The sequence below is a fragment of the Billgrantia ethanolica genome (assembly GCF_021404305.1).
Lineage (GTDB): Bacteria > Pseudomonadota > Gammaproteobacteria > Pseudomonadales > Halomonadaceae > Halomonas > Halomonas ethanolica.
The window spans coordinates 1,367,540-1,388,347 of sequence record NZ_JABFTX010000001.1 but is presented as its reverse complement, the minus strand read 5'-3'; the positions used below and the strand labels follow the sequence as shown (position 1 = coordinate 1,388,347).

Annotated in this window: 17 protein-coding genes; 16 read left to right on the top strand and 1 reads right to left on the bottom strand. The window is 64.6% G+C overall.

The window, feature by feature from the left end; genetic code table 11:
- Positions 1–21: 21 nt before the first annotated feature.
- On the bottom strand, positions 22–1,218 hold the full coding sequence (locus HOP53_RS06235) for a nucleotidyltransferase domain-containing protein (protein WP_234269210.1): 1,197 nt from the start codon (positions 1,216–1,218) through the stop codon (positions 22–24).
- A 377-nt stretch (positions 1,219–1,595) separates the two neighbouring features.
- Here HOP53_RS06235 and asd point away from each other — a divergent pair, with 377 nt between their 5' ends.
- The 16 genes from asd to HOP53_RS06155 all read left to right on the top strand — a co-directional run bounded on the left by asd (position 1,596) and on the right by HOP53_RS06155 (position 20,657).
- Entirely contained in the window at positions 1,596–2,708 is a 1,113-nt protein-coding gene (gene asd, locus HOP53_RS06230; RefSeq protein ID WP_234269209.1) for an aspartate-semialdehyde dehydrogenase, read from the top strand.
- A gap of 211 nt (positions 2,709–2,919) precedes the next feature.
- Entirely contained in the window at positions 2,920–5,532 is a 2,613-nt protein-coding gene (locus tag HOP53_RS06225) for a FimV/HubP family polar landmark protein (protein WP_234269208.1), read from the top strand.
- A gap of 7 nt (positions 5,533–5,539) precedes the next feature.
- Positions 5,540–6,463 (top strand): tRNA pseudouridine(38-40) synthase TruA, encoded by a 924-nt coding sequence (gene truA / locus HOP53_RS06220; RefSeq protein ID WP_234269207.1) that lies wholly within the window; start codon positions 5,540–5,542, stop codon positions 6,461–6,463.
- 228 nt (positions 6,464–6,691) lie between these two features.
- On the top strand, positions 6,692–8,554 hold the full coding sequence (locus HOP53_RS06215; RefSeq protein ID WP_234269206.1) for an asparagine synthetase B family protein: 1,863 nt from the start codon (positions 6,692–6,694) through the stop codon (positions 8,552–8,554).
- A gap of 219 nt (positions 8,555–8,773) precedes the next feature.
- Positions 8,774–8,956, top strand: coding sequence for a lasso RiPP family leader peptide-containing protein (locus tag HOP53_RS06210; protein ID WP_234269205.1), 183 nt, complete (start codon positions 8,774–8,776; stop codon positions 8,954–8,956).
- A 68-nt stretch (positions 8,957–9,024) separates the two neighbouring features.
- Positions 9,025–10,269, top strand: a complete 1,245-nt coding sequence (locus HOP53_RS06205; protein ID WP_234269204.1) for a PqqD family protein — start codon at positions 9,025–9,027, stop codon at positions 10,267–10,269.
- A 52-nt stretch (positions 10,270–10,321) separates the two neighbouring features.
- Entirely contained in the window at positions 10,322–11,347 is a 1,026-nt protein-coding gene (locus HOP53_RS06200; RefSeq protein WP_234269203.1) for a hypothetical protein, read from the top strand.
- Positions 11,348–11,371: 24 nt separating this feature from the next.
- Positions 11,372–12,025, top strand: coding sequence for a phosphoribosylanthranilate isomerase (locus HOP53_RS06195; RefSeq protein ID WP_234269202.1), 654 nt, complete (start codon positions 11,372–11,374; stop codon positions 12,023–12,025).
- A 73-nt stretch (positions 12,026–12,098) separates the two neighbouring features.
- Positions 12,099–13,313 carry a tryptophan synthase subunit beta gene (gene trpB / locus HOP53_RS06190; RefSeq protein WP_234269201.1) on the top strand — a complete coding sequence of 405 codons (1,215 nt, stop codon included), beginning with the start codon at positions 12,099–12,101 and terminating at the stop codon, positions 13,311–13,313.
- A 2-nt stretch (positions 13,314–13,315) separates the two neighbouring features.
- On the top strand, positions 13,316–14,131 hold the full coding sequence (gene trpA / locus HOP53_RS06185; RefSeq protein WP_234269200.1) for a tryptophan synthase subunit alpha: 816 nt from the start codon (positions 13,316–13,318) through the stop codon (positions 14,129–14,131).
- A gap of 80 nt (positions 14,132–14,211) precedes the next feature.
- On the top strand, positions 14,212–15,240 hold the full coding sequence (gene accD, locus HOP53_RS06180) for an acetyl-CoA carboxylase, carboxyltransferase subunit beta (protein WP_234269199.1): 1,029 nt from the start codon (positions 14,212–14,214) through the stop codon (positions 15,238–15,240).
- A 9-nt stretch (positions 15,241–15,249) separates the two neighbouring features.
- Positions 15,250–16,536 carry a bifunctional tetrahydrofolate synthase/dihydrofolate synthase gene (folC, locus tag HOP53_RS06175; protein WP_234269198.1) on the top strand — a complete coding sequence of 429 codons (1,287 nt, stop codon included), beginning with the start codon at positions 15,250–15,252 and terminating at the stop codon, positions 16,534–16,536.
- A 17-nt stretch (positions 16,537–16,553) separates the two neighbouring features.
- On the top strand, positions 16,554–17,264 hold the full coding sequence (locus HOP53_RS06170) for an SPOR domain-containing protein (RefSeq protein ID WP_234269197.1): 711 nt from the start codon (positions 16,554–16,556) through the stop codon (positions 17,262–17,264).
- Between the two features lie 4 nt (positions 17,265–17,268).
- The gene (locus HOP53_RS06165; protein WP_234269196.1) at positions 17,269–17,832 is read left to right on the top strand and encodes a CvpA family protein; all 564 of its coding nucleotides are present in this window, start codon (positions 17,269–17,271) and stop codon (positions 17,830–17,832) included.
- A gap of 96 nt (positions 17,833–17,928) precedes the next feature.
- Positions 17,929–19,452: an amidophosphoribosyltransferase gene (gene purF / locus HOP53_RS06160; RefSeq protein WP_234269195.1), complete on the top strand. Its 1,524-nt coding sequence runs from the start codon at positions 17,929–17,931 to the stop codon at positions 19,450–19,452.
- 8 nt (positions 19,453–19,460) lie between these two features.
- Positions 19,461–20,657, top strand: a complete 1,197-nt coding sequence (locus HOP53_RS06155; protein WP_234269194.1) for an O-succinylhomoserine sulfhydrylase — start codon at positions 19,461–19,463, stop codon at positions 20,655–20,657.
- Positions 20,658–20,808: the final 151 nt, after the last annotated feature.

Below are 20,808 nucleotides of genomic sequence, written 5' to 3'. Positions count from 1 at the left end.
CGGGGTTGGCCAGAGCGTGAGTCATGGGCGTGACCTCTTCGACAGGATCAGGTTTCGCAGCATGCGGCATGGATGCGTGACGTAGTAAAGCCATTGCCAGCTCGGTGGGAGAGGGCGGCTGGCATAGTCGAAATAACTGGGCCGAAAGGGCTGCACCCATCGTCTCAGGCGGCTCGCGATCCTGTAGCGCATGGTGGTTTGCCAATGGAAGGCAAACTCGGGTGCGGGCCGCTTGCGGCGCAGCGCCAGTTCGGCTTCGAGTCCACCTTGGAGGGTGGTCAGGCAGGCATGATACAGAGCGCGACCGCGCTTGCTGAGCTGCTTGGTCGCCGCGTCGAGGTCGGGATTGGCGAGCAGTGCGCTCAGCTCCAGGCTCGCGTCGACGGTGGTGGTCAGGCCTCGTTGCCTGGCGCAAGCATGCGCGGCGGCCAGATCGAAATCGGGGTGGCGTTGCAATGCGTCCAGATCGACCAGCCAGTGCAGGTGCGACCAGTAATGGCGTGTGTTGTGCAAACAGAGGTAGACGAACAACTCGTGGGTCGGCATGACATGAAGGATGGTATCGCCCACTTGCAGAGGCTCACGAGCCGCAAGGAGTGCGTCCGTGTCATAGAGCGCGGCCTTTTTGTCGAGCTGGCAATGCACTTCGACTTCGATATCACCTGGCGTGACGATGTTGATGATGGGTTGCCTGTCGATGGCAAACTCCAGGGCTGTCCTGTCCGCGGTCAGCCTAGGTGGCTTGCTGGGCTGAAAGCCGCTCTGGAGCGCTCTGGCCAGCAGGTCGACTAGCCGGTTGCGGGGAATCAGCAAGTCGATATCGCCGCAGCAGCGTAAACCGGGGGCGTCATAGTAGCGCGCGGCGAGCGCCGGCCCCTTGAAGAAGAGGTAAGGGACTTGCAACGGCTCGAGAAGATCGTGAACCAGCCGTTTCTGCTCGGCAGCCACTCGAAGATTGTCTGCTATCAGCAACAGGCTCTCGCCACGCAGCCGAGCCATGACATGTGGGGGCAATGCGGATGGGGCGAGCCGGTCCAGATGACGATAGGCGACAGGCAACAGGTAGGTATCCTGGGCAAGGCGAATCAACTCGGCCCAGTCGTCGATGGCGGAACAGAGAGCGACTGCCTGTCGCTCCTGCTCTTGCGAAAGCTCTAGCCTGGCAAGGAGAAACAGCAAGCGCAGCATCGGCGACGGAGAGCCGGTGCTCGCCGCCATGGCATGCCTTGCTATGCTGGGGCGGACACTGTCTTGAAGCATCGTTGCGATCCTCCAGAGGGTAGTCCTTTGCTCCTGTTACTTAATATTACATTTTCGAGAGCTTCGCCAGGCGGATGTGCCGGGGGGCATGTCGGCTATGCTCGATGGGTCTCAAAATGCTGGACGCCGGGGCCAGGACCGCGGAATATTTCCTGCGAAGAGACGCATATCGCTTTCGCCTGTGGCATGAGCGATTCGGCACTGACACTTCCATCTCTGTGACTCTGGCATTGTCGTGATTCTGGCATTGTCGTGACTCTGGCGCCCGGGCCCGCCTGCGAGGTGGGCCCGTGTCATGTATACTATTGGCCTCATTCTTTTCAGGAGGACTTCACATGTTGAAAGTCGGTTTCGTCGGTTGGCGCGGCATGGTGGGCTCCGTGCTCATGCAGCGTATGCAGGAGGATGGTGATTTCGACGGCATCGAGCCGATCTTCTTCACCACCTCTCAGGTCGGCAAGCCCGGCCCGGATATCGGCGTCGACGTTCCTCCGCTCAAGGATGCCACCGACATCGACGAGCTCAAGGCGCTGGATGTCGTGATTACCTGCCAGGGTGGCGACTACACCAAGCAGGTCTATGGTGACCTGCGCGGCAGTGGCTGGAAGGGCTACTGGATCGATGCGGCCAGCACCCTGCGTATGGAGGACGAGGCGACCATCGTGCTCGACCCGGTCAACCGCAAGGTGATCGACGCTCAGTTGGCCCGTGGCGCCAAGACCTTCGTTGGCGGCAACTGTACCGTCAGCCTGATGCTGATGGGGCTGGGTGGCCTGTTCGAGGCCGACCTGATCGAGTGGATGACCTCCATGACCTATCAGGCCGCTTCCGGTTCCGGCGCCAAGCACATGCGCGAGCTGCTTCTGCAGATGGGTGCGCTGCGCGATTGCGTCGCCGATGAGCTGAACGACCCCGCCAGTGCTATTCTCGAGATCGATCGCAAGGTCACCCAGGCCATGCGTGGCGGCGACTTCCCGATCGACAATTTCACTGCGCCGCTGGCCGGCAGCCTGCTGCCCTGGATCGACACCAAGCTCGACAATGGCCAGAGCCGCGAAGAGTGGAAAGGCAGCGTCGAGACCAACAAGATCCTGGGAATCCAGGACAATCCGGTACCCATCGACGGTCTTTGTGTGCGCATCGGTGCCATGCGCTCTCACAGCCAGGCATTTACCATCAAGTTGAAGAAAGATGTGCCGATAGATGAAATCGAGGAGCGCATCGCCAAGCACAACGAGTGGGTCAAGGTGATCCCCAATGACAAGGAAGCCACCATCGCCGGGCTCACGCCCTCGGTCGTTACCGGTACCTTGAGTGTTCCGGTGGGCCGTCTGCGCAAGCTGAATATGGGCGGCGAGTATCTCACGGCCTTCACTGCCGGTGATCAGTTGCTATGGGGCGCGGCCGAGCCGCTCAAGCGGATGCTGAAGATCCTGCGCGAGCAGTGATCCATCCGCAGGGCCAAGGACGGGGCATCTCCTGGGGAGGTGCCCCGTTTGCGTATGCGGGAGCAGCTGTGGTGTGGCATTGGGCCTGTTGCGTATCCGCCGGGGTGGCGCAAGCCGTGCGCAAATATGGTACATATTTCGTCATGTTCTAAATGTTGACATTACAAGAACCGGGCGTTTCATAAGCAAGCGGGTAACGCAAGGGAATTCGATGAGACGTAAGTTGTCACTGGCCGTGCTGCTGTCGCTTTCGGCCGTCAGCCCACCGGCGCTGGCACTGGGTGTCGGTGAAGTCGATGTTCGTTCCACCTTGAACGCACCGCTGCGCGCTGTGATTCCGCTCACCGATACGGCAGGGCTCGACCCCGAACGGCTGCGGGTCAGCGTGGCAGGTCCGCGTGAATTCGAATCCGCAGGCCTGTCGCGGACACCGCTGGCCGCCAGCGTGAGAGCCGATGTGGAGGTGCGTCAGGGCCACTGGGTAGTGACGCTCGCCAGTGAGCGGGCGGTACGCGAACCCTGGATGGATCTGCTGCTGCGTTTCGACTGGCCCAGCGGGACACAGCTGCGTGAGGTCACCCTGCTGCTGGATCCGCCGGACTACGACAGCATGCCGGTGCTGGTCAGCGGTTCGAGCCGTCGCTCCCAGTCTGTCGCTCAGGTCGCGGAGCGAGTTGAGCAGCCGGCTGCCGAGCCTGCTTTCCGGCCTTCTGCCTCGCTTGCAGGCCAACCCATGACGGCAGGCACCGCCTGGGTGGGCAGCGGCGATACGCTGTGGTCGGTGGCCGGGCGCCTGCGGCCCGACAGCGGGATCAGCATGAACCAGATGATGGTGGCGCTGGTCGAGGCCAATCCGGATGTCTTCCCCTCGGGCAATATCAATGCCATGCGCGCCGGCCATAGCCTCGTCGTGCCGTCACGTGAAGCCATCGCTGCTCGCACCGGTGCCCAGGCCGATCACATCGTTCAGGCGATGAACCAGGCATGGGCCAGTCGCGGCAGCGGCGCTCCCGCGCGTGTCCCCCTGGGGCCGTCGGCTCCTGCCGCTGAAAGCGTGCAGGTGGCCATCGCTGCGACCGAGGCGGCAGAGCGGGTCGCGACGGCCGAACCCGTGCCGGCACCACCTGCTTTGGCCGATACTGCCAAGCCTGCTGCGGAAACTGGCGATACTGCGGACGCTTCTCCGCGACTCACGCTGCTCAGCGACGAGGAGCTAGCGGCCGAGGCTACACGGCAGGGGCCGGATGCGTCCGGCCAAACCCTGGATGGCGACGTGCTGTCGGCACTGGGCGGCGGGGAGCTGGCGCTGGAGCAGGGCGAGCCACGCCTTGCGCTGCTCGAGCAGCGCTGGCAGGAGAGCCATGCCGCGCTGGAAGAGGTGCAGGCCGAGCGCGACGCTTTGCAGCAGGAGCTCGGTGAGCTGCGTGATGAAGTCGAGACGATGCGCGAACAGCTGGCGGCCCTGCTCGCCGATGGTCGGGCAGACACGGGCACGGGGATCGGCAGCGTGGTCGTGCAGCCAGAGGGTCAAGCCGCAGACACGCCATGGTGGGGAGCCGTTCATCCCGCTGCCATCGACCGGAATCTGCTGCTGGGTGGAGCCGGTCTTGCCGCGCTGCTGGGCCTGTGGCTCTGGGTGCGCCGGCGTCAACGTCACACTGCGGCGGGTACGGCAAGTGTCTCCATGCCCAGCATGGTGCATGGCATGCCGCCTTACGATGTGGCGTCACCGCCGAGTCCGGCTGCCACCATGATGCCGCCTCTGGCGGCGGGCATGAGCGTCGGCGATGCCGAGCCCCAGGAACAGGAGACGCAACGCCCGGCAATGCCGCAGGCTGAGGCCATCAGCGAAGCCGACATCTTCATGGCATATGGCCGCTATGATCAGGCTCGGGAGCTGCTCGAGGCCAGTCTTGCCCGTGATCCCGAGCGCCACGACCAGCGTCTCAAGCTGATCAACGTCCATGTGGAGCAGGGGGACTGGCAGGCTGCCGAAGAGGAGATGCAGGTTCTGGCCGAAACCGGCGACTCCGCTCTGCTCGCCGAAGCGGCCAGATTGATGGCCAGACGCCATGCCGAGAACGACCGCACTGCTGACGTTGGAGAGACCGATGGGCCGACGGTGGCAGAGCCGCACGAGCACCGTCACGCGGATACTTTCGCTGAAGAAGGGCCCAACCTCCAGCCCTCTGGAGACGGCGATGATGCTCCGGCTGATAGTGACGAAATGGCCGTCGAGGGCCTGTGCTCGCCTTTCGCCGAGGACCGGGCAACCGCCGAGGGAGCTGCCGCGACGGGTACGGCGAGCGACGATAGCCCGGCCGAGGAGCCACCGGTAACGATGCCCGAGGAAGAGGTGGCTGAGCAAGAGGTGTCTGAGGAAGAGGTGCCACCGGTGAGCTCATCGCAGCAGTCGGCGCCCATCGAATGGGATGTCATCGACTATCGGCCCCCACGCCTCGATCCGGAACCGACTCCCAGGCAAGAGACACCGATGCAGCCGAGCATCGAGTTTCCTCGGGTGGATGCGATCGGCGACTTGCCGTCAAGCTCTCGAAGCGAGCTCTCACCCGGTGAGAAGCCTTCGCTCGACGTGGGGGAGCAGTGGGAGGTGGAGGAGGTGGCCTTCCCGCCGCTGGACCGGGATAATGGCGCAACCCCGGACGACTCCACCCAGTGGAAGGAGCTGAGCGAAGCTCGCCGTATGCTGGAACACGGTGAGCTCGAACGTGCCCGACCGTTGCTGCAGAGGCTGTCCCAAGGGGCCGAGTCGCCTCGCCTGCGTGAAGAGGTCGAGGCGCTGATCACTCATTATCGACTCTGACGGTGGCATGACCCTTTTCCGATCTCTCGACGATAGCCAATCTCTACGTGGCCGACTGGCCTTGGGAGTTGAGTACGACGGCAGCGCCTACTGCGGCTGGCAGCGGCTCAAGCATGCACCTTCGGTCCAGGGCGAGCTGGAGCGAGCGCTGGCCAAGGTGGCGAGCCAGCCGATTACGGTACATGCCAGTGGGCGTACCGATTCCGGGGTGCATGCCACTCGCCAGGTCGTGCACTTCGATACTCCGGTGCCGCGTTCGCAGAAGGCCTGGGTGTTCGGTGTCAATGCCAATCTGGCGCGGGATGTCGCGGTGCGCTGGGTGAGAGAGGTGCCCGATGATTTCCACGCCCGCTTCAAGGCGCTGGCACGCCGCTATCGCTATCTCATTCTCAACCAGATGAGCCGACCGGTGTTGGAGCGCGCCAACGTCACCTGGTGTCGCGACCCACTCGATGCCGATGCCATGCATCGTGCCGCCCAGGCACTGGTAGGCGAGCACGACTTCTCCAGTTTCCGCGCCGCGGGATGCCAGTCGAAGACACCATGGCGGCATCTGCATTTCATCGAGGTTCGCCGCCACGGCCCGCTGGTCGTCATCGACGTGCAGGGCAACGCCTTTCTGCACCATATGGTGCGCAACATCGTCGGCGCGCTGGTCAGCGTGGGACGCGGCGAGCAGGGTGATGGCTATATAGCTGAACTGCTGGCGCTGAAGGATCGTACGCTTTCCGACGTGACGGCACCTGCCTGCGGTCTGCACTTCGTCGACTCACTCTACGACGACGCCTGGGGGCTGCCGCGAGAGCCGCTGGGGCCCAATCTATTGGCGTTTCTCGGCGAGTGGACCGGTGAGCGCGAACTGCCGGACTGTCCCATGGTCGAATTTCGCCGCGGTGAACCCCGGGCAAAGGGAACGTCCGTAGCCGAGTAAACCGAGACGGCGCCTGGACCCCACGTTTGGGCAAGACGAACTCGACTTGGCATGGCAATCTTATTTGCTACATTCTGTAAATGAATGGTGATCAGTTGTGTCTCCGGGCTGCGCCCAGTGGCCTGGAGGGTTGCCTGACGGCTTGCGGGAGGTCCTTCCCCAGTGAGCGGCATTTGCGGAATCATTCGTCTTGATGGCGTCTCTGTCAGTCGTGCCGAGCTGGAACTGATGGCGTCACGGGTCCTCTACCGCGGTCCAGACGGTGTCGAGTATTACTGCGAGGGGCCAGTGGGAATCGCCTGCCTGTCGCTGGATACGACGCCCGACGGTACCGGGGCGTGTCGTCCGGTGGTCGTGCCGGAGCGTGGCCTCGTGTTCGCGGCCGATGCACGCCTCGATAACCGCGAAGACTGTGTCGGCATGAGCCCCACCCCGCATGCTGGGGTGGAGAGAGAGGTAGCAACGGATGCCGAGCTCATGCTCTGGATGCTGCTGCATGCCGGTGAGCAGGGGCCCGCACGGCTGCTCGGTGACTTTGCCTATGTGCTCTGGGATGCCGGTCAGCGTGAGCTGCACCTGGCTCGAGATCCCCTGGGCATGCGCTCCCTTTACTATCGGATTGAACCTGGGCGGGTGCTGTTCGCTACCGAAGTGCGGCAGATCCTGGCGGTGAATGGTGTGCCGCGGCGCTTGAACGAGCAGGCCGTCGGCTGGCACCTGTGTGGCATGCAGACGCCGCCCGGACAGGTCTTCTATGAGGGGATCGAGGAGCTCAAGCCCGCCGAGGAAGTGACGATCGATCGGGCAGGGCGAAAGCGCAGTCGCTGCTTCTGGGCGCCCGATCCGGAGCGACGCCTTCGCTACCGCGACGAGAGGGCCTATGCCGATCGGCTGTGCGAGCTGTTGACTGAGGCGGTGCGCTGTCGCATGCGTGCCCGCGACCCGGTTGGCGTGAGTCTGAGCGGCGGGGTCGACTCCACCTGTGTCGCCTCGGTGGCTGGCTGGCTCCGCCGGCAAGGGGAGGGCGTGCCGCCGATGCGCGCCTACAGCTGGGTGTTTTCCGAGCTGCCCGAGTGCGACGAACGCGAGAACATCTACCGAATCGCGGATCATTTCGCCATGCCGGTGCATGAGGTGCCGGCGGAGGAGACCTATCCCCTGGTCGAGGATGCTCTCAACCAGCCCCACGAGGATGATCCTTTCTTCTCGATGTTTCAGCCCTTCCTGGTCCGCTCTCTGGCGGCAGCGGCGGCTGATCGCGTTAGCGTGATGTTCTATGGCTCACGCGGTGACGTCATCTGTGGCGGAGCCGTGACCGACGTGCCTGGTATGTTGCTGGCTGGCCATTTTCACGGGGCATGGCGTGAGCTTGAGGCCCTGTCGAGGTTAACCTCGCTGTCGCGTGCTGCTGCCCTGTCTCGCTACCTGGTGCGGCCCATGCTGTCGGATCTACTGTCGGGGAGTCGTCTCACCCGTGACTGGCAAGCCGCTCACCGCATCGGTACATCGCGCAAGCCCCGGCAGCGGGGGCCGATACGACGCGCGGAGTCCTATGTCTCCCCGGGCTTCCTTCAGCGAGCGGGATTGCCAGAGGTCGAACCGGTAAGAGCCGAGGCGGCGAATTGGTCACGCCGCGCCCCACGGGAGCGTTACATCCATGTCTTCTCGCCGCTGGTCCAGCAGGGGATGAGGTACGCCGAGCGCATCACCGCCTTGCATGGCGTGGGCAATGCCGACCCCTGGAGCGACAGGCGGATAGCCGAGTTCATTCTTGCCTGCCCCCAGTACCATGTCGACAGTGTCATCGAGGTAAAACGGCTGGCGCGACGGGCCATGTCGGGCATCATGCCGGTCGAGGCTGTCGGCTCGATCGGCAAGGTGTCGCCCGAACCTATCTACTTCGCTGCGCTGCGTGACAAGGCCTACGAAAACATCCTCGGCTTGATGACTCATAGCCGCTGTGCCGAGCTGGGTTTCGTCGATGAAGCAATGTTACGCGAGCGATTCGAATGTTTCGTGCGTGGCAATGCGCCCAGTTTCGACCTCTGGCCGACCCTGTCGCTGGAAATCTGGCTAAGGCGATTCTGGTAGTCGAATCAACCCGGCAGGGCAGCAGCGAATGGCACTAGCGCTACCCCGCGAGTGATGAAAATCATCCTGTAATCCTTTGTAAATCATTTTTTTTTGGCATGGATGGCCGCCCAGGGTCGGCCTAATCTTTTTGTGTAAGGAAGTGTTAGCGCTCGATTGAGGGCTGACGGGCTATAGGGAGTTCCCTATCGACGAGGATACGGGTTGGAGGATCAGTTAATGAACAAGAAACAGGAAATGCACGGCAAAGTCCGCCGTGAATACAGCAGCCCCCGGCTGACAAGATGGGGAACCGTTGCCGATCTCACCCTGGTAGGGCTGACCAAGCCGGGATCGGATGTATTTCCGGGCAATGCACCGCATTCGTACGGCAGCCGCAACCCGCCCGGGCATGGCAGGTAGGCCTTGGCAAGGAACTGGCCCAGGCTACCTCTGCATAGCCTCGCCCCGTGAACAGGGACAACCTTGTCGTGAACAGGGGCATCGATGCCGTTCTGCTGCTCGATGGCCGAGAGTCCGTCGAGCAGCTTCTTGCCTTTACCCGGCAGCTCGATCGAGAGTCGGCCTTGCGGGCGCTGGGCGAAGGAATCCAAGCCAATCCACTGTGGATAAGAATGAAGGGGGCCAGGCTCGCGGCGCGAGCCTGGCCCGAGCCCATGGTGGCGGCTTTCGGGCATTTCACGGGGGAGCAGAAGTCCCTGCTGGCGGACCTGGCTGCTCAACTCCGTGAGGTGCTCGAGCATCATCGCTATATCGATTACCCCGCCGCTGAGCTGGCGGTAGAGCGTCTTGCCACGGCCCTCCGGGCGCGCTTCGGTGAGGAGGCTCTGACGCGCTTTCGTTATACCGCCATCCCCCGCGGGGGCTGGATCGTTCTAGGCATGCTCTCCTACCTGCTCGATCTGCGCCCCGATCAGATCGGCGTGCCTGAGCCCGGGGTGGCCGAGAGTGGGGAGTCCCAGCCTTGGGTAGTGGTGGACGACTGTGCCCTGTCTGGAGTGCGCTTCCAGCAGTTCCTGCAGCGGTGTGACACTCCGACGGTCATCTTCTGTCCGCTGTTTGCTCCCGGGGAATTGTGCCGCGCCATCGAGCGGGTCGAGCCCAGAGTGCTGGCCTGCCTCAACGCCGAAGACCTCAGGGATGTCGCGCCAGACTGGTTCGGCGCGACCTATCCCCGTTGGCTCTCGGAGCGTCGGGAGCAGATCGGCGAGGAAGCCTACTGGTGCGGGATTGCCGAGTACGTGGCTTTCGCCTGGTGCGAGCCCGAGGCCAAGTACTGGGATGCAGAAGCAGGGCGCTTTCAAGCTGGCTGGAACGCCTGGCCGCCGTCGCTATGCCTCAAGCGTCGTGTTCAGGCCGCACGGCTGCGGGCGGAGGCGGCTGGCACGGCGGAGGAGGGGCTGGCACAGGCGGGAATCGCGCTGCAGTCGACGGAGCCTGGCCCGCTCAAGTCTGCCGCTCGCGTGCTGGGGGTGCCGATCGGTGAATCGATCGCGGTGGCGCACTTCCCCCGGGCGTCCGCAGGGTCCGCGCCCTGTTTCCAGCTCGATCCGACGGCGGCTGACATGTGGCGAGCGTTGCTGAATAGCGGCAGTCTGGAGGGAGCTATCGCGTTGCTGCTGGAGGACTATGCCGTAGCGCCGGAGGCGCTGCGACGAGACCTGGCCGCACTGGTGGCGGAGCTCGAGGACATTGGCGTCCTGGTTCGGCGCTGAATCGTTCGGCATGAATCGTTCGGCGCCGAGTCGGCGACGGAGGGCAGGAAGCGTGACATACCGATACCGGGTCTTTGGGCTCTGCATGGAGACGACGCATCGTTTCCGCTTCCCCCTGAGTGCCGCACCCGCCACGGCGGAGTGCGACCTGACCTTTCATTGCGAGCTGAAGAGAGCGTGGCCCACACCCTCGCGTCAAAATGCCCTCTATCTGAGCCCGTCCAGGAACCGCTTCGAAGAGCCTGATCTGGAGATCTATGCCGTGGCCGGCGGAAACCTGATGCGCTTCCCCCGGGTGGCGGAATTCCTGGTCGCTCCCGGGCGGATCGACTGCCGGCTGCAGGACGGTGAAGCCGGCTTCATGGTCGATCTCTATCTGCTCGGGGACGTCCTCTCCTATTACCTCGAGATGACCGGTATCAGCGCTCTGCATGCCGGGGCGGTGGCCCATAAGGGTCGGGCGATGCTGTTTGCGGCGGATCGCACCGGTGGCAAGAGCACCCTGGTCACCTACCTGGTCGCGGCTGGGTTTCACCTCCTCGCCGACGATATTGCGGCGCTGGAGCCGGATGATGCATGGGTAACCTGTCGGCATGCCTTTCCGCAACTGAAGTTGACCCCGGAGCAGGCACGGCGCTTCGTCGGCACCTCCGAGGGTTTCGAGCCGGTCCATCCGTCGTTTCCCAAGCTCAGTGTTCCGGCCGAGAGAGTGGGGCATGTCTCCAGAGAGTCACTGCCCGTGGCGAGGATCTACTTGCTGGAGCGCCGTGTCGTGACCGGAGGCGACACGGCGATACGCCTGGAGCCGCTCGGCCCGGGCGAAGCGCTGATCCAGCTCGTACGGCACTCTTTCCTGGCCGAGGTGCTGGAGGGATGTGGCTATGCAACTGGACAGGACGGCACCGCCCAAGCGGACATCGCACGAACACGCTTCCATCGTCTCGCGGCCATCGCTCGCAGCGTGGTGGTCAAGCGGCTGTGTTATCCTAGCGGCTACCACTATCTTCCCGCGGTCCACCGTGCGGTGCTCGCCGATCTCGGTGAGGCGCAGGGCGTTGAACGACAGCAGGCAAGTTAAATCCGACAGGCTGCCAGGATGGGCATGATTGACGTAAAAACCGTGGGATTCCGCACCCGTATCAAGTTCTGCGGCCTGACCCGTGAGCAGGACGTGGCTGATGCCGTGGCCGCCGGCGCCGATGCGCTGGGCTTCGTGCTTTGGCCTGGCAGCAAGCGCTGCGTGGATGAGGCGCGCCTTGCCGCACTGGCAGCACGGGTGCCGGCCTTCGTCACCCGAGTGGGGCTGTTCGTCGATCAGCAGCCCGAGCTGATTGCGCGCTGCGCCGAGCATCTCGACCTGCTGCAGTTCCACGGCGACGAGACCCCGGCGTTCTGCGCCGGCTTCGGCCGGCCCTGGATCAAGGCGCTGCGCATGCGCGACGATCTCGATCTGCACGCTGCCGCAGAGGCCTACGCAGGCGCCCAGGCCTTGCTGCTGGATGCCTATCGTCCCGGCGTGCCGGGCGGCACCGGCGAGACGTTCGACTGGTCGCGAATCCCCGCAAACCTGGCAAAACCTGTTATTCTCGCGGGGGGGCTCGGTCCGGACAACGTGGCGCAAGCCATCGAGCGTGTCCGCCCTTTTGCGGTAGACGTCTCCGGTGGCGTGGAAACCGCGCCTGGGCGCAAGGACTGCGGTTTGCTGGCGGCCTTTGCCGCGGCAGTGGCCCAGGCCGACCGCTCGCACCGGGCGTGACCTGTATCCGTATTCCCGGGCCTGGCCCAACACCACTCCCATTCCCTTATGGCGACCCTATGAGGTGTCTTTAGTGAGCAAGTTCAGTGACCTGACCCGACTGCCGGACGCCCGCGGCCACTTTGGCCCCTACGGCGGCCGGTTCGTTTCGGAGACCCTGAGCTTCGCCCTGGACGATCTGGAGAAGACCTACATGCGTCTTCGCGACGACCCGGATTTCCAGGCCGAATTCGACTATGACCTGGCCCATTACGTGGGCCGTCCCTCGCCGCTCTATCATGCGGAGCGATGGTCGAAGAAGCTGGGTGGTGCACGGATCTGGCTCAAGCGCGAAGACCTCAACCACACCGGCGCGCACAAGGTGAACAACACCATCGGTCAGGCACTGCTGGCCAAGATGAGCGGCAAGCCGCGGGTCATCGCGGAGACCGGTGCCGGCCAGCATGGCGTGGCCACGGCCACCGTGGCGGCTCGCCTGGGTCTCAAGTGTGAAGTCTACATGGGCGCCGAGGACGTACAGCGCCAGAAGCTCAACGTCTACCGCATGCGCCTGCTGGGGGCCAACGTGATTCCGGTGGAGTCGGGCACTCGCACGCTCAAGGACGCCATGAACGAAGCGCTGCGCGACTGGGTGACCAACGTCGACGACACCTTCTACATCATCGGTACCGTGGCCGGCCCGCACCCGTATCCCATGCTGGTACGTGACTTCAACGCCGTGGTCGGCCGCGAGGCGCGCCGCCAGTCGCTGGAGGAGTTCGGCAAGCTGCCCGATGCGCTGATCGCCTGCGTCGGCGGTGGCTCCAATGCCATGGGGCTGTTCTATCCCTTCGTCGAGGACGACGAGGTCGCCATGTACGGTGTCGAAGCCGGTGGCGACGGCGTCGAAACCGGACGCCACGCGGCACCGCTGGCCTCCAACGCGCCGCGCGGCGTGCTGCACGGCAACCGCACCTACCTGATGTCCGATGAGGGCGGTCAGGTGTCCGACACCCACTCGATTTCGGCCGGTCTGGACTATCCGGGGGTCGGTCCCGAGCACGCCCTGTGGAAGGACGTGGGGCGGGTGCAGTACGTGGCCGCCAACGACGCTGCCGTGCTCGAGGCGTTCCGTGAGCTGACTCGTGTCGAGGGCATCATGCCGGCACTGGAGTCGGCCCATGCGCTGGCCCACGCCAAGGTGTTGGCGCCGACCATGCGGCCCGACCAGAACATCGTGGTCAACCTCTCCGGCCGCGGCGACAAGGACATCATGACGGTCGCCAAGATCGACGGCCTGGAGTTCTGACGATGAATCGAATCGACAAACGTTTCGCCGAACTCAAGGCCCAGGGCCGCCGTGCGCTGATTCCCTTCATCACCGCCGGTGACCCGGCTCCTCAGTACACGGTCGGCTTCATGCACGCGCTGGTGGAGGCGGGCGCCGACGTGATCGAGCTGGGCGTGCCGTTTTCCGATCCCATGGCCGACGGCCCGGTGATCCAGAAGGCCTGCGAGCGGGCGCTCCAGCACAAGGTGCGCCTGACCCACCTGTTCGAGATGGTGCGCGAGTTCCGTCAGTCCGACGGTGATACGCCCGTGGTGTTGATGGGCTATCTCAACCCGGTCGAACGCATCGGTTTCGAGGTATTCGCCGACCAGGCGGAGGCGGCCGGCATCGACGGCGTGCTGACCGTGGACATGCCCCCTGAGGAGGCCGACGAGTTCGGTCCCATCCTCAAGCAGCGCGGTCTGGCCTCGATCTTTCTCGTCGCCCCTACCACTTCCACCGAGCGGGCCGCTACAATATGCGCCCACGGCGAGGGCTATCTCTACTATGTTGCGCTCAAGGGCGTGACCGGTGCCGCCACGCTCAATGCCGCCGATGTGGCCGAGCATCTGGCGCCGCTGCGCGGTCTGACCGAGCTGCCGCTGTGCGTCGGTTTCGGTATCCGTGACGGCGCCTCGGCCGCCGAGGTCGGCAAGGTCGCCGATGGCGTGATCGTCGGCAGCGCGCTGGTCAGCCGCATCGCTGACAACGCCGAGCGGCCGGAAGCGATTGCCGATGAGCTCAAGGCGGTGCTGAGTGAGATGCGTCAGGCTCTGGATGCGTTGCCTGCCCGCTGAGCGTGTCCTTGCCCTGCTAAAGATTCGACTCATGACGCCCGGCACGACCGGGCGCAACAGCATACGGAAGCCTTTCTGACATGAGCTGGCTCGACAAGATTGTGCCCTCCATGGGGCGGATTCAGCGCAAGGACCGACGGGCCAGCGTGCCCGACGGCCTGTGGCGCAAGTGCCCGAAGTGCGAGGCGGTGCTCTATCTGCCCGAACTGGAGAAGCACCACAACGTCTGTCCCAAGTGCGACCACCACCTGCGTCTGACCGCGCGCAAGCGTCTCGACTGGTTCCTCGACAAGGAGGGGCGGGAAGAGATCTCGGCCGAGCTGGAGCCGGTGGATCGCCTCAAGTTCCGCGACTCGAAGAAATACAAGGACCGCCTCAATGCGGCCCAGAAGGAGACCGGTGAGAAGGATGCCCTGGTGGCCATGCGCGGCAAGCTCGATGGCTTGCCCGTCGTGGTGGTGGCCTTCGAGTTCACCTTCATGGGCGGCTCGATGGGCGCCGTGGTGGGCGAGAAGTTCGTGCGCGCTGCCACCCTGGCCCTGGAAGAGCGCATCCCCTTCATCTGCTTCTCCGCCTCGGGCGGGGCGCGGATGCAGGAAGCGCTGTTTTCGCTGATGCAGATGGCCAAGACCTCGGCGGCGCTGGAGCGTCTGCGTGTGGCGGGTGTGCCTTACATCTCGGTGCTCACCGATCCCGTATTCGGCGGTGTGTCCGCATCCCTGGCCATGCTCGGCGATCTCAACGTGGCCGAGCCCAATGCGCTTATCGGCTTCGCCGGCCCGCGCGTGATCGAACAGACCGTGCGCGAGAAGCTGCCGGAAGGTTTCCAGCGCAGCGAGTTCCTGCTCGAGCACGGCACGGTGGACATGATCGTGCCGCGCGGCGAGATGCGCTCGCGCCTGGGAGGCGTGCTGCGCAAGCTGACCCACCAGCCGCCCAGCGGGCTTGAAGAGGCTCTGCTGCACGAGCCGGACCTGGTCGACGAGGCCGAGCGTGCGACGGCGGAAGAGGGTGAGGTCATCGAGGCAGCCGAGCTGGACATGCCGGAAGATGCCGATACCTCGACCCCATCCGAGGATGCGGATGGTCGCTCCGATGCGGCACGCTGAAGGCTCGTGATGTCCTCGACGACGCGTACGCTGGATGCCTGGCTCGACTACCTGGAACGGGTACACCCGGTGGGCATCGACCTCGGCCTCGACAGGGTGGCCGAGGTGGCCCGCCGCATGGGACTGCTCGATGAGCCTCTGGCGTCGCGCATCATCACCGTGGCCGGTACCAACGGCAAGGGTTCCACCGTTGCCATGATCGAGGCGGTGGCGCGTGCCCATGGGCTCACCGTGGCCGCCTATACCTCACCGCATCTGCTGCGCTACAACGAGCGGCTGCGTTTCGACGGCAACGAGGCGGATGACGCCGCGCTGATCGCCGGCTTCGAGGCCGTGGAGGCGGCGCGCCTGGCCGACGATCCCGTCAGTCTGACCTACTTCGAAGCCGGTACCCTGGCAGCTCTGTGGCTCATCGCACGGCGCCGCCCCGATCTCGCCGTGCTCGAGGTGGGGTTGGGCGGCCGGCTCGATGCGGTCAACGTCATTGACGCCGATGTTGCCGTCATCACCACCATTGCCCTCGATCACGCAGCCTTTCTCGGTAATGAGCTCGAAGGTATCGGTCGCGAGAAGGCCGGCATCATGCGCGCCGGTTGCCCGGCCGTGTTGGGCAGCCGCGAGCTTCCCGCTAGCGTGCGTCAATCGGCCCGGGAGCGTGGGGCGCCTGTCAGCGCCTTGGGGGAGGACTTCGAATGGCGAGCCGCGCCGGCAGAGGCTTGCTTCGAGTGGCAGGGAACCGCACCCCAAGGGGAAATTCTAAGCCTTGATGGCTTGCCCGACCCGGGGTTGCCGCTGGACAATGCCGCCACGGCCCTGCAGGCCCTGGCGGCGGCGGGTATCACGCTCGACGAGCAGCGCTGTCGCGTGGCCTTGCGTGATGTGCGAGTACCCGGTCGCATGCAGTGGCTGGGCCAATGGTGTCTGGACGTAGGGCACAACCCGCACGCCGCTGACTATCTGGCGGGTCGGCTCGCAGCGCAGCCATGTGGCGGACGCACCTGGGTGCTGCTGGGCATGCTCGCCGACAAGGACGCCGATGGGGTAATCGAGGCGTTGGGCAACGTGGCGGATGAGTGGGTGGCCGCCACCTTGGGTGGTGAACGTGCACGCGCAGCGTCGGAGCTGGCGAGCCGCATCGAGGCTCATGGCGGTACAGTCGCTTATCAGGCGGCATCGCCCGAGGCCGGCGCTGATTGGCTGGCCGAGCGGTTGGCCGCGGACGATCGGGTGCTGGTCTGCGGCTCCTTCTTCATGGTGGCCGCCATACTGGCATGGAAGCAGGCACACGCGGCATAGCGGGGCAGGAGGGGATGATGAAATACGGAATGCGCGAACGAATCAGCGGGGCGGTCATCCTGATCGCCTTGGCCGTGATCTTTGTGCCGATGCTGTTCGACGAACCGGCTCCCCGCAATGAGCGCCCCCAGCCGGTCCTGACCATCGAACAGCCGGTGCCGGTGGAGCGGCGTAACGTACCCGACCCGCAGCCGCCGGAGAGTCTTGGCCAGATTCGCTCCCCCGGCACCAGTCCGGCCCCGGCCGAGCCGGAGCTGCCCGTGGAGGGCGCGGAGCCCGGGGCGACAGCGCAAGTCGACCCGCAGCCGGCCGTGGCGGTGCAGCAGGGCGAGTCGGCTCTGCAGCGCGAGGCGAGTAGCGACTCGCCCCCGGCGCAAGCGCCACAGCAGGATCCAATTGCCGATCTGGCCCAGGCAGCCTCCGAGCGGGTGGCAAGCAGCCCGCCTGCTGACTCGACCCCCGAGCCTCAATCCCCCCCGGCCACGACCGCATCGCCAGGCGGCGAGTGGGCCGTGCAGGTGGGCAGTTTTGGCGAGGCGGGTAATGCCGAGCGCCTGCAGGCGCGGCTCGAGGAAGAGGGCTTTCCCGTCTATAGCCGACGGCGCGACAACAACATGACGACCGTTTACGTGGGGCCCTTCGACTCCTCGGAGGCCGGTGAGCGGGCCATGAATACGGTGAAGGAGCGTGCCAACCTTCAGGGCCTGCTGGTCAGGGTAAGAGACTGAAACGATGACGCTGACCTGGATCGACTGGGGCTTTCTCGCCGTACTGGCCGTTTCGACCCTGGCCGGGTTCATGCGTGGCCTGGTGCGAGAGGGCCTGGGGCTGGCGGCCTGGATAATCGCGCTGCTGGCCGCGCGCCTGCTTGCCGAGCCGGTGGCCGACCTGCTTTCCGGTGTGATCGACAACGCCGACGGCCGGCTGGTGCTGGCTTTCGTACTGGTCATCCTTGGCGTGGTGCTGCTGTGCGGGATCGTCATCCGCATGGTGCATGCCGCGGTGGAGTGGGTCGGTATGGGCTTTTTCAATCGCGTGGCAGGCGCCTGCTTCGGCGTTGCCCGCGGTGCGGCGGTATTGGTGGTGGCTACCATCTTGATCAGCCTGACGCCGCTGGCACAGCTGCAGGCATGGCAGGAAGCCGAGCTGCGCCCCAGCTTCGAGCAGTTGCGTGACTGGGCGGTGAGTCAGCTCGAGGCTTGGGAGGGTCGTGTGCCCGAAGCTCCCGAAGCCTGGCGTAACATGCCACTGCCCGAGCGCCGCGATGCCGGTGATCCGGACCCCGGCGCCCTGTGACTGTTCGAACCAGTGCTGCTTGAACTTGTGATGGTTTGACATAGGCTTTTTTCAAGCCGGCTGCGGTCGGCACCCCTGCAAGCGAGGTAAGGTGGAATGTGCGGTATCGTCGGCCTTCTGGCCAAGCAGACCGTTAATCAGGCGATCTACGACGCCCTGACAGTGCTGCAGCATCGCGGTCAGGATGCCGCCGGCATGATGACCTGGAACGAAGGCCGTTTTCTGCTGCGCAAGAGCAATGGTCTGGTACGCGACGTGTTCCACACCCGTCACATGGCACGCCTGAAAGGCAACCTGGGTATCGGTCATGTGCGCTATCCGACAGCGGGTTCCTCGAGCGAGGCGGAATCGCAGCCGTTCTACGTCAATTCCCCTTACGGCATCGCCCTGGCCCACAACGGCAACCTGACCAACTCGGAGCAGATCAAGCAGGAACTGTTCACTTCCGACCTGCGCCACATCAACACCAGTTCCGACTCGGAAGTGCTGCTCAACGTCTTTGCCCATGAGCTGGGCAAGCAGGGGCTGCATCTCGCGCCGGGCGATATCTTCGATGCGGTGCGCCGCGTGCACCGGCGCTGTCGTGGCGGCTATGCCGCAGTGGCGATCATCAATGGCGTCGGTCTGGTGGCCTTCCGTGACCCTCATGGCATTCGCCCGGTGGTGTTCGGCACCCGCGACGAGGGTAACGGTCAGGAGGTGATGATCGCCTCCGAGTCGGTGGCCCTCGACGTGGGAGGCTTCGAGCTGCATCGTGACTTGGCCCCGGGCGAAGCGATCTTCGTCGACATGAACGGCAACATCCATACTCAGTCGTGCGCCGATGCGCCGTTGCTGGCGCCGTGCATCTTCGAGCATGTCTATCTGGCACGCCCGGACTCGATTCTCGATGGTGCCTACGTCTACGGCACCCGCATCCAGATGGGACGCAAGCTGGGCGATCGCATTCGCAGCGAATGGCCCGACCACGATATCGACGTGGTGATTCCGATTCCCGACACCTCGCGTACCTCGGCACTGGAGCTGGCACAGCACCTGGGGGTGACCTACCGCGAAGGCTTCATGAAGAACCGCTACATCGGGCGGACCTTCATCATGCCCGGCCAGACCCAACGCAAGAAATCTGTGCGTCAGAAGCTCAACGCCATCGGGGTCGAGTTCAAGGGCAAGAACGTGCTGCTGGTGGACGACTCCATCGTGCGCGGGACCACCTGCAAGCAGATCATCCAGATGGCTCGCGATGCCGGTGCCAACAAGGTCTATTTCGCCTCGGCGGCGCCGCCGGTGCGCTACCCTAACGTGTATGGCATCGACATGCCGGCGGCCTCCGAGCTGATCGCCCACGGTCGCAGCGAAGCCGAGGTGGGGGAGCTGATCGGTGCCGACCGCATCTTCTATCAGGACCTCGACGACCTCAAGGCCGCCTGCCGCGAGGTCAATCCCAATCTCGACCAGTTCGACTGCTCCGTGTTCGATGGCCTGTACATAACGGGAGACATCGACGCGAGCTACCTGTCGGCACTCGAGGCCTCGCGCAACGACGCGGCCAAGCAGCAGCAGAGCGTCGGCGCCCACGCACTGGTGGGCATGCACAATCAGGATGACGACATCGACGACTGAGGCTCACCATGCACGACGAGACGACACCCGATCCGGCCTGGGCCCTGGAAACGCTGGCGATTCGCGCCGGCCACCAGCGTACCCACGAGCAGGAGCATGGCGAGCCGATCTTTCCCACGTCGAGCTTCGTCTATGGCAGCGCCGCGGAAGCGGCGCGCAAGTTTGGCGGTGAAGAGCGAGGCAACGTCTATTCGCGTTTCACCAACCCTACGGTGCATACCTTCGAGCGTCGCCTGGCGGCACTCGAAGGCGGTGAGCGCTGCGTGGCGACGAGTTCGGGCATGGCCGCGATTCTCTCGACCGTGCTTGCCCTGCTGCAGGCCGGCGACGAGATCGTCGCGTCGCGTTCGCTATTCGGCTCCACCGTCAGTCTGTTCGACAAGTACTTCGGCAAACTGGGCATCACCACACGCTACGTGGAGCTTTCGGACCTGGCGGCCTGGGAGTCGGCGATCACGCCCAATACCCGGCTGCTGTTTGCCGAGACACCCTCCAACCCGCTCTCCGAGGTGGTCGACATCGCCGCGCTCGCCGAGATTGCCCATCGTCACGCAGCGCTGCTCGCCATCGACAACTGCTTCCTGACGCCCGCCTTGCAGAAGCCACTGGCACTGGGCGCCGATCTGGTGATCCACTCCGCTACGAAGTATCTGGATGGCCAGGGCAGGGCGGTGGGCGGCGCCGTGGTGGGGCGCGACAAGGAGCTCGAGGAGGTCTTCGGCGTGGTGCGCACCTGCGGCCCGTGCCTGAGTCCGTTCAACGCCTGGATCTTCACCAAGGGGCTGGAGACGCTCAGCCTACGCATGCGGGCACACTGCGAGAATGCCCAGGCGCTGGCCGAGTGGCTGCAGGCGCACCCGGCCGTGGCGCGTGTCCATTACAGTGGTCTTCCCGACCATCCGCAGCATGAGCTGGCCGGGCGCCAGCAAGGTGGCTTCGGGGCGGTGCTGGGCTTCGAGGTGAAGGGCGGGCGCGAAGCGGCCTGGTCGGTCATCGATGCTACGCGCATGCTGTCGATCACCGGCAATCTGGGTGACGTCAAGAGCACCATCACCCATCCTGCCACCACCACTCATGGGCGGCTCTCTCCGGCGCAGAAGGATGCGGCCGGTATCGGTGAAGGTCTGATTCGCGTGGCGGTAGGTCTCGAGTCGATCGAGGACATTCGCCTCGACCTGGCCCGCGGGCTCGATGCATTGATCTGATCCGGAAGTTGCCTGCCGTCGCGAGGGCGGCAGGCCTGTTCCTGGTGTACAAGCAATTTTTGCGAACGAAGCGTTCGGCTTTTTTCAGCGCAAGCGGATGATGCGCTGCGGTATGCTGCCCTCCATCGAAAACGAAGCTCAAGGGGAGCGA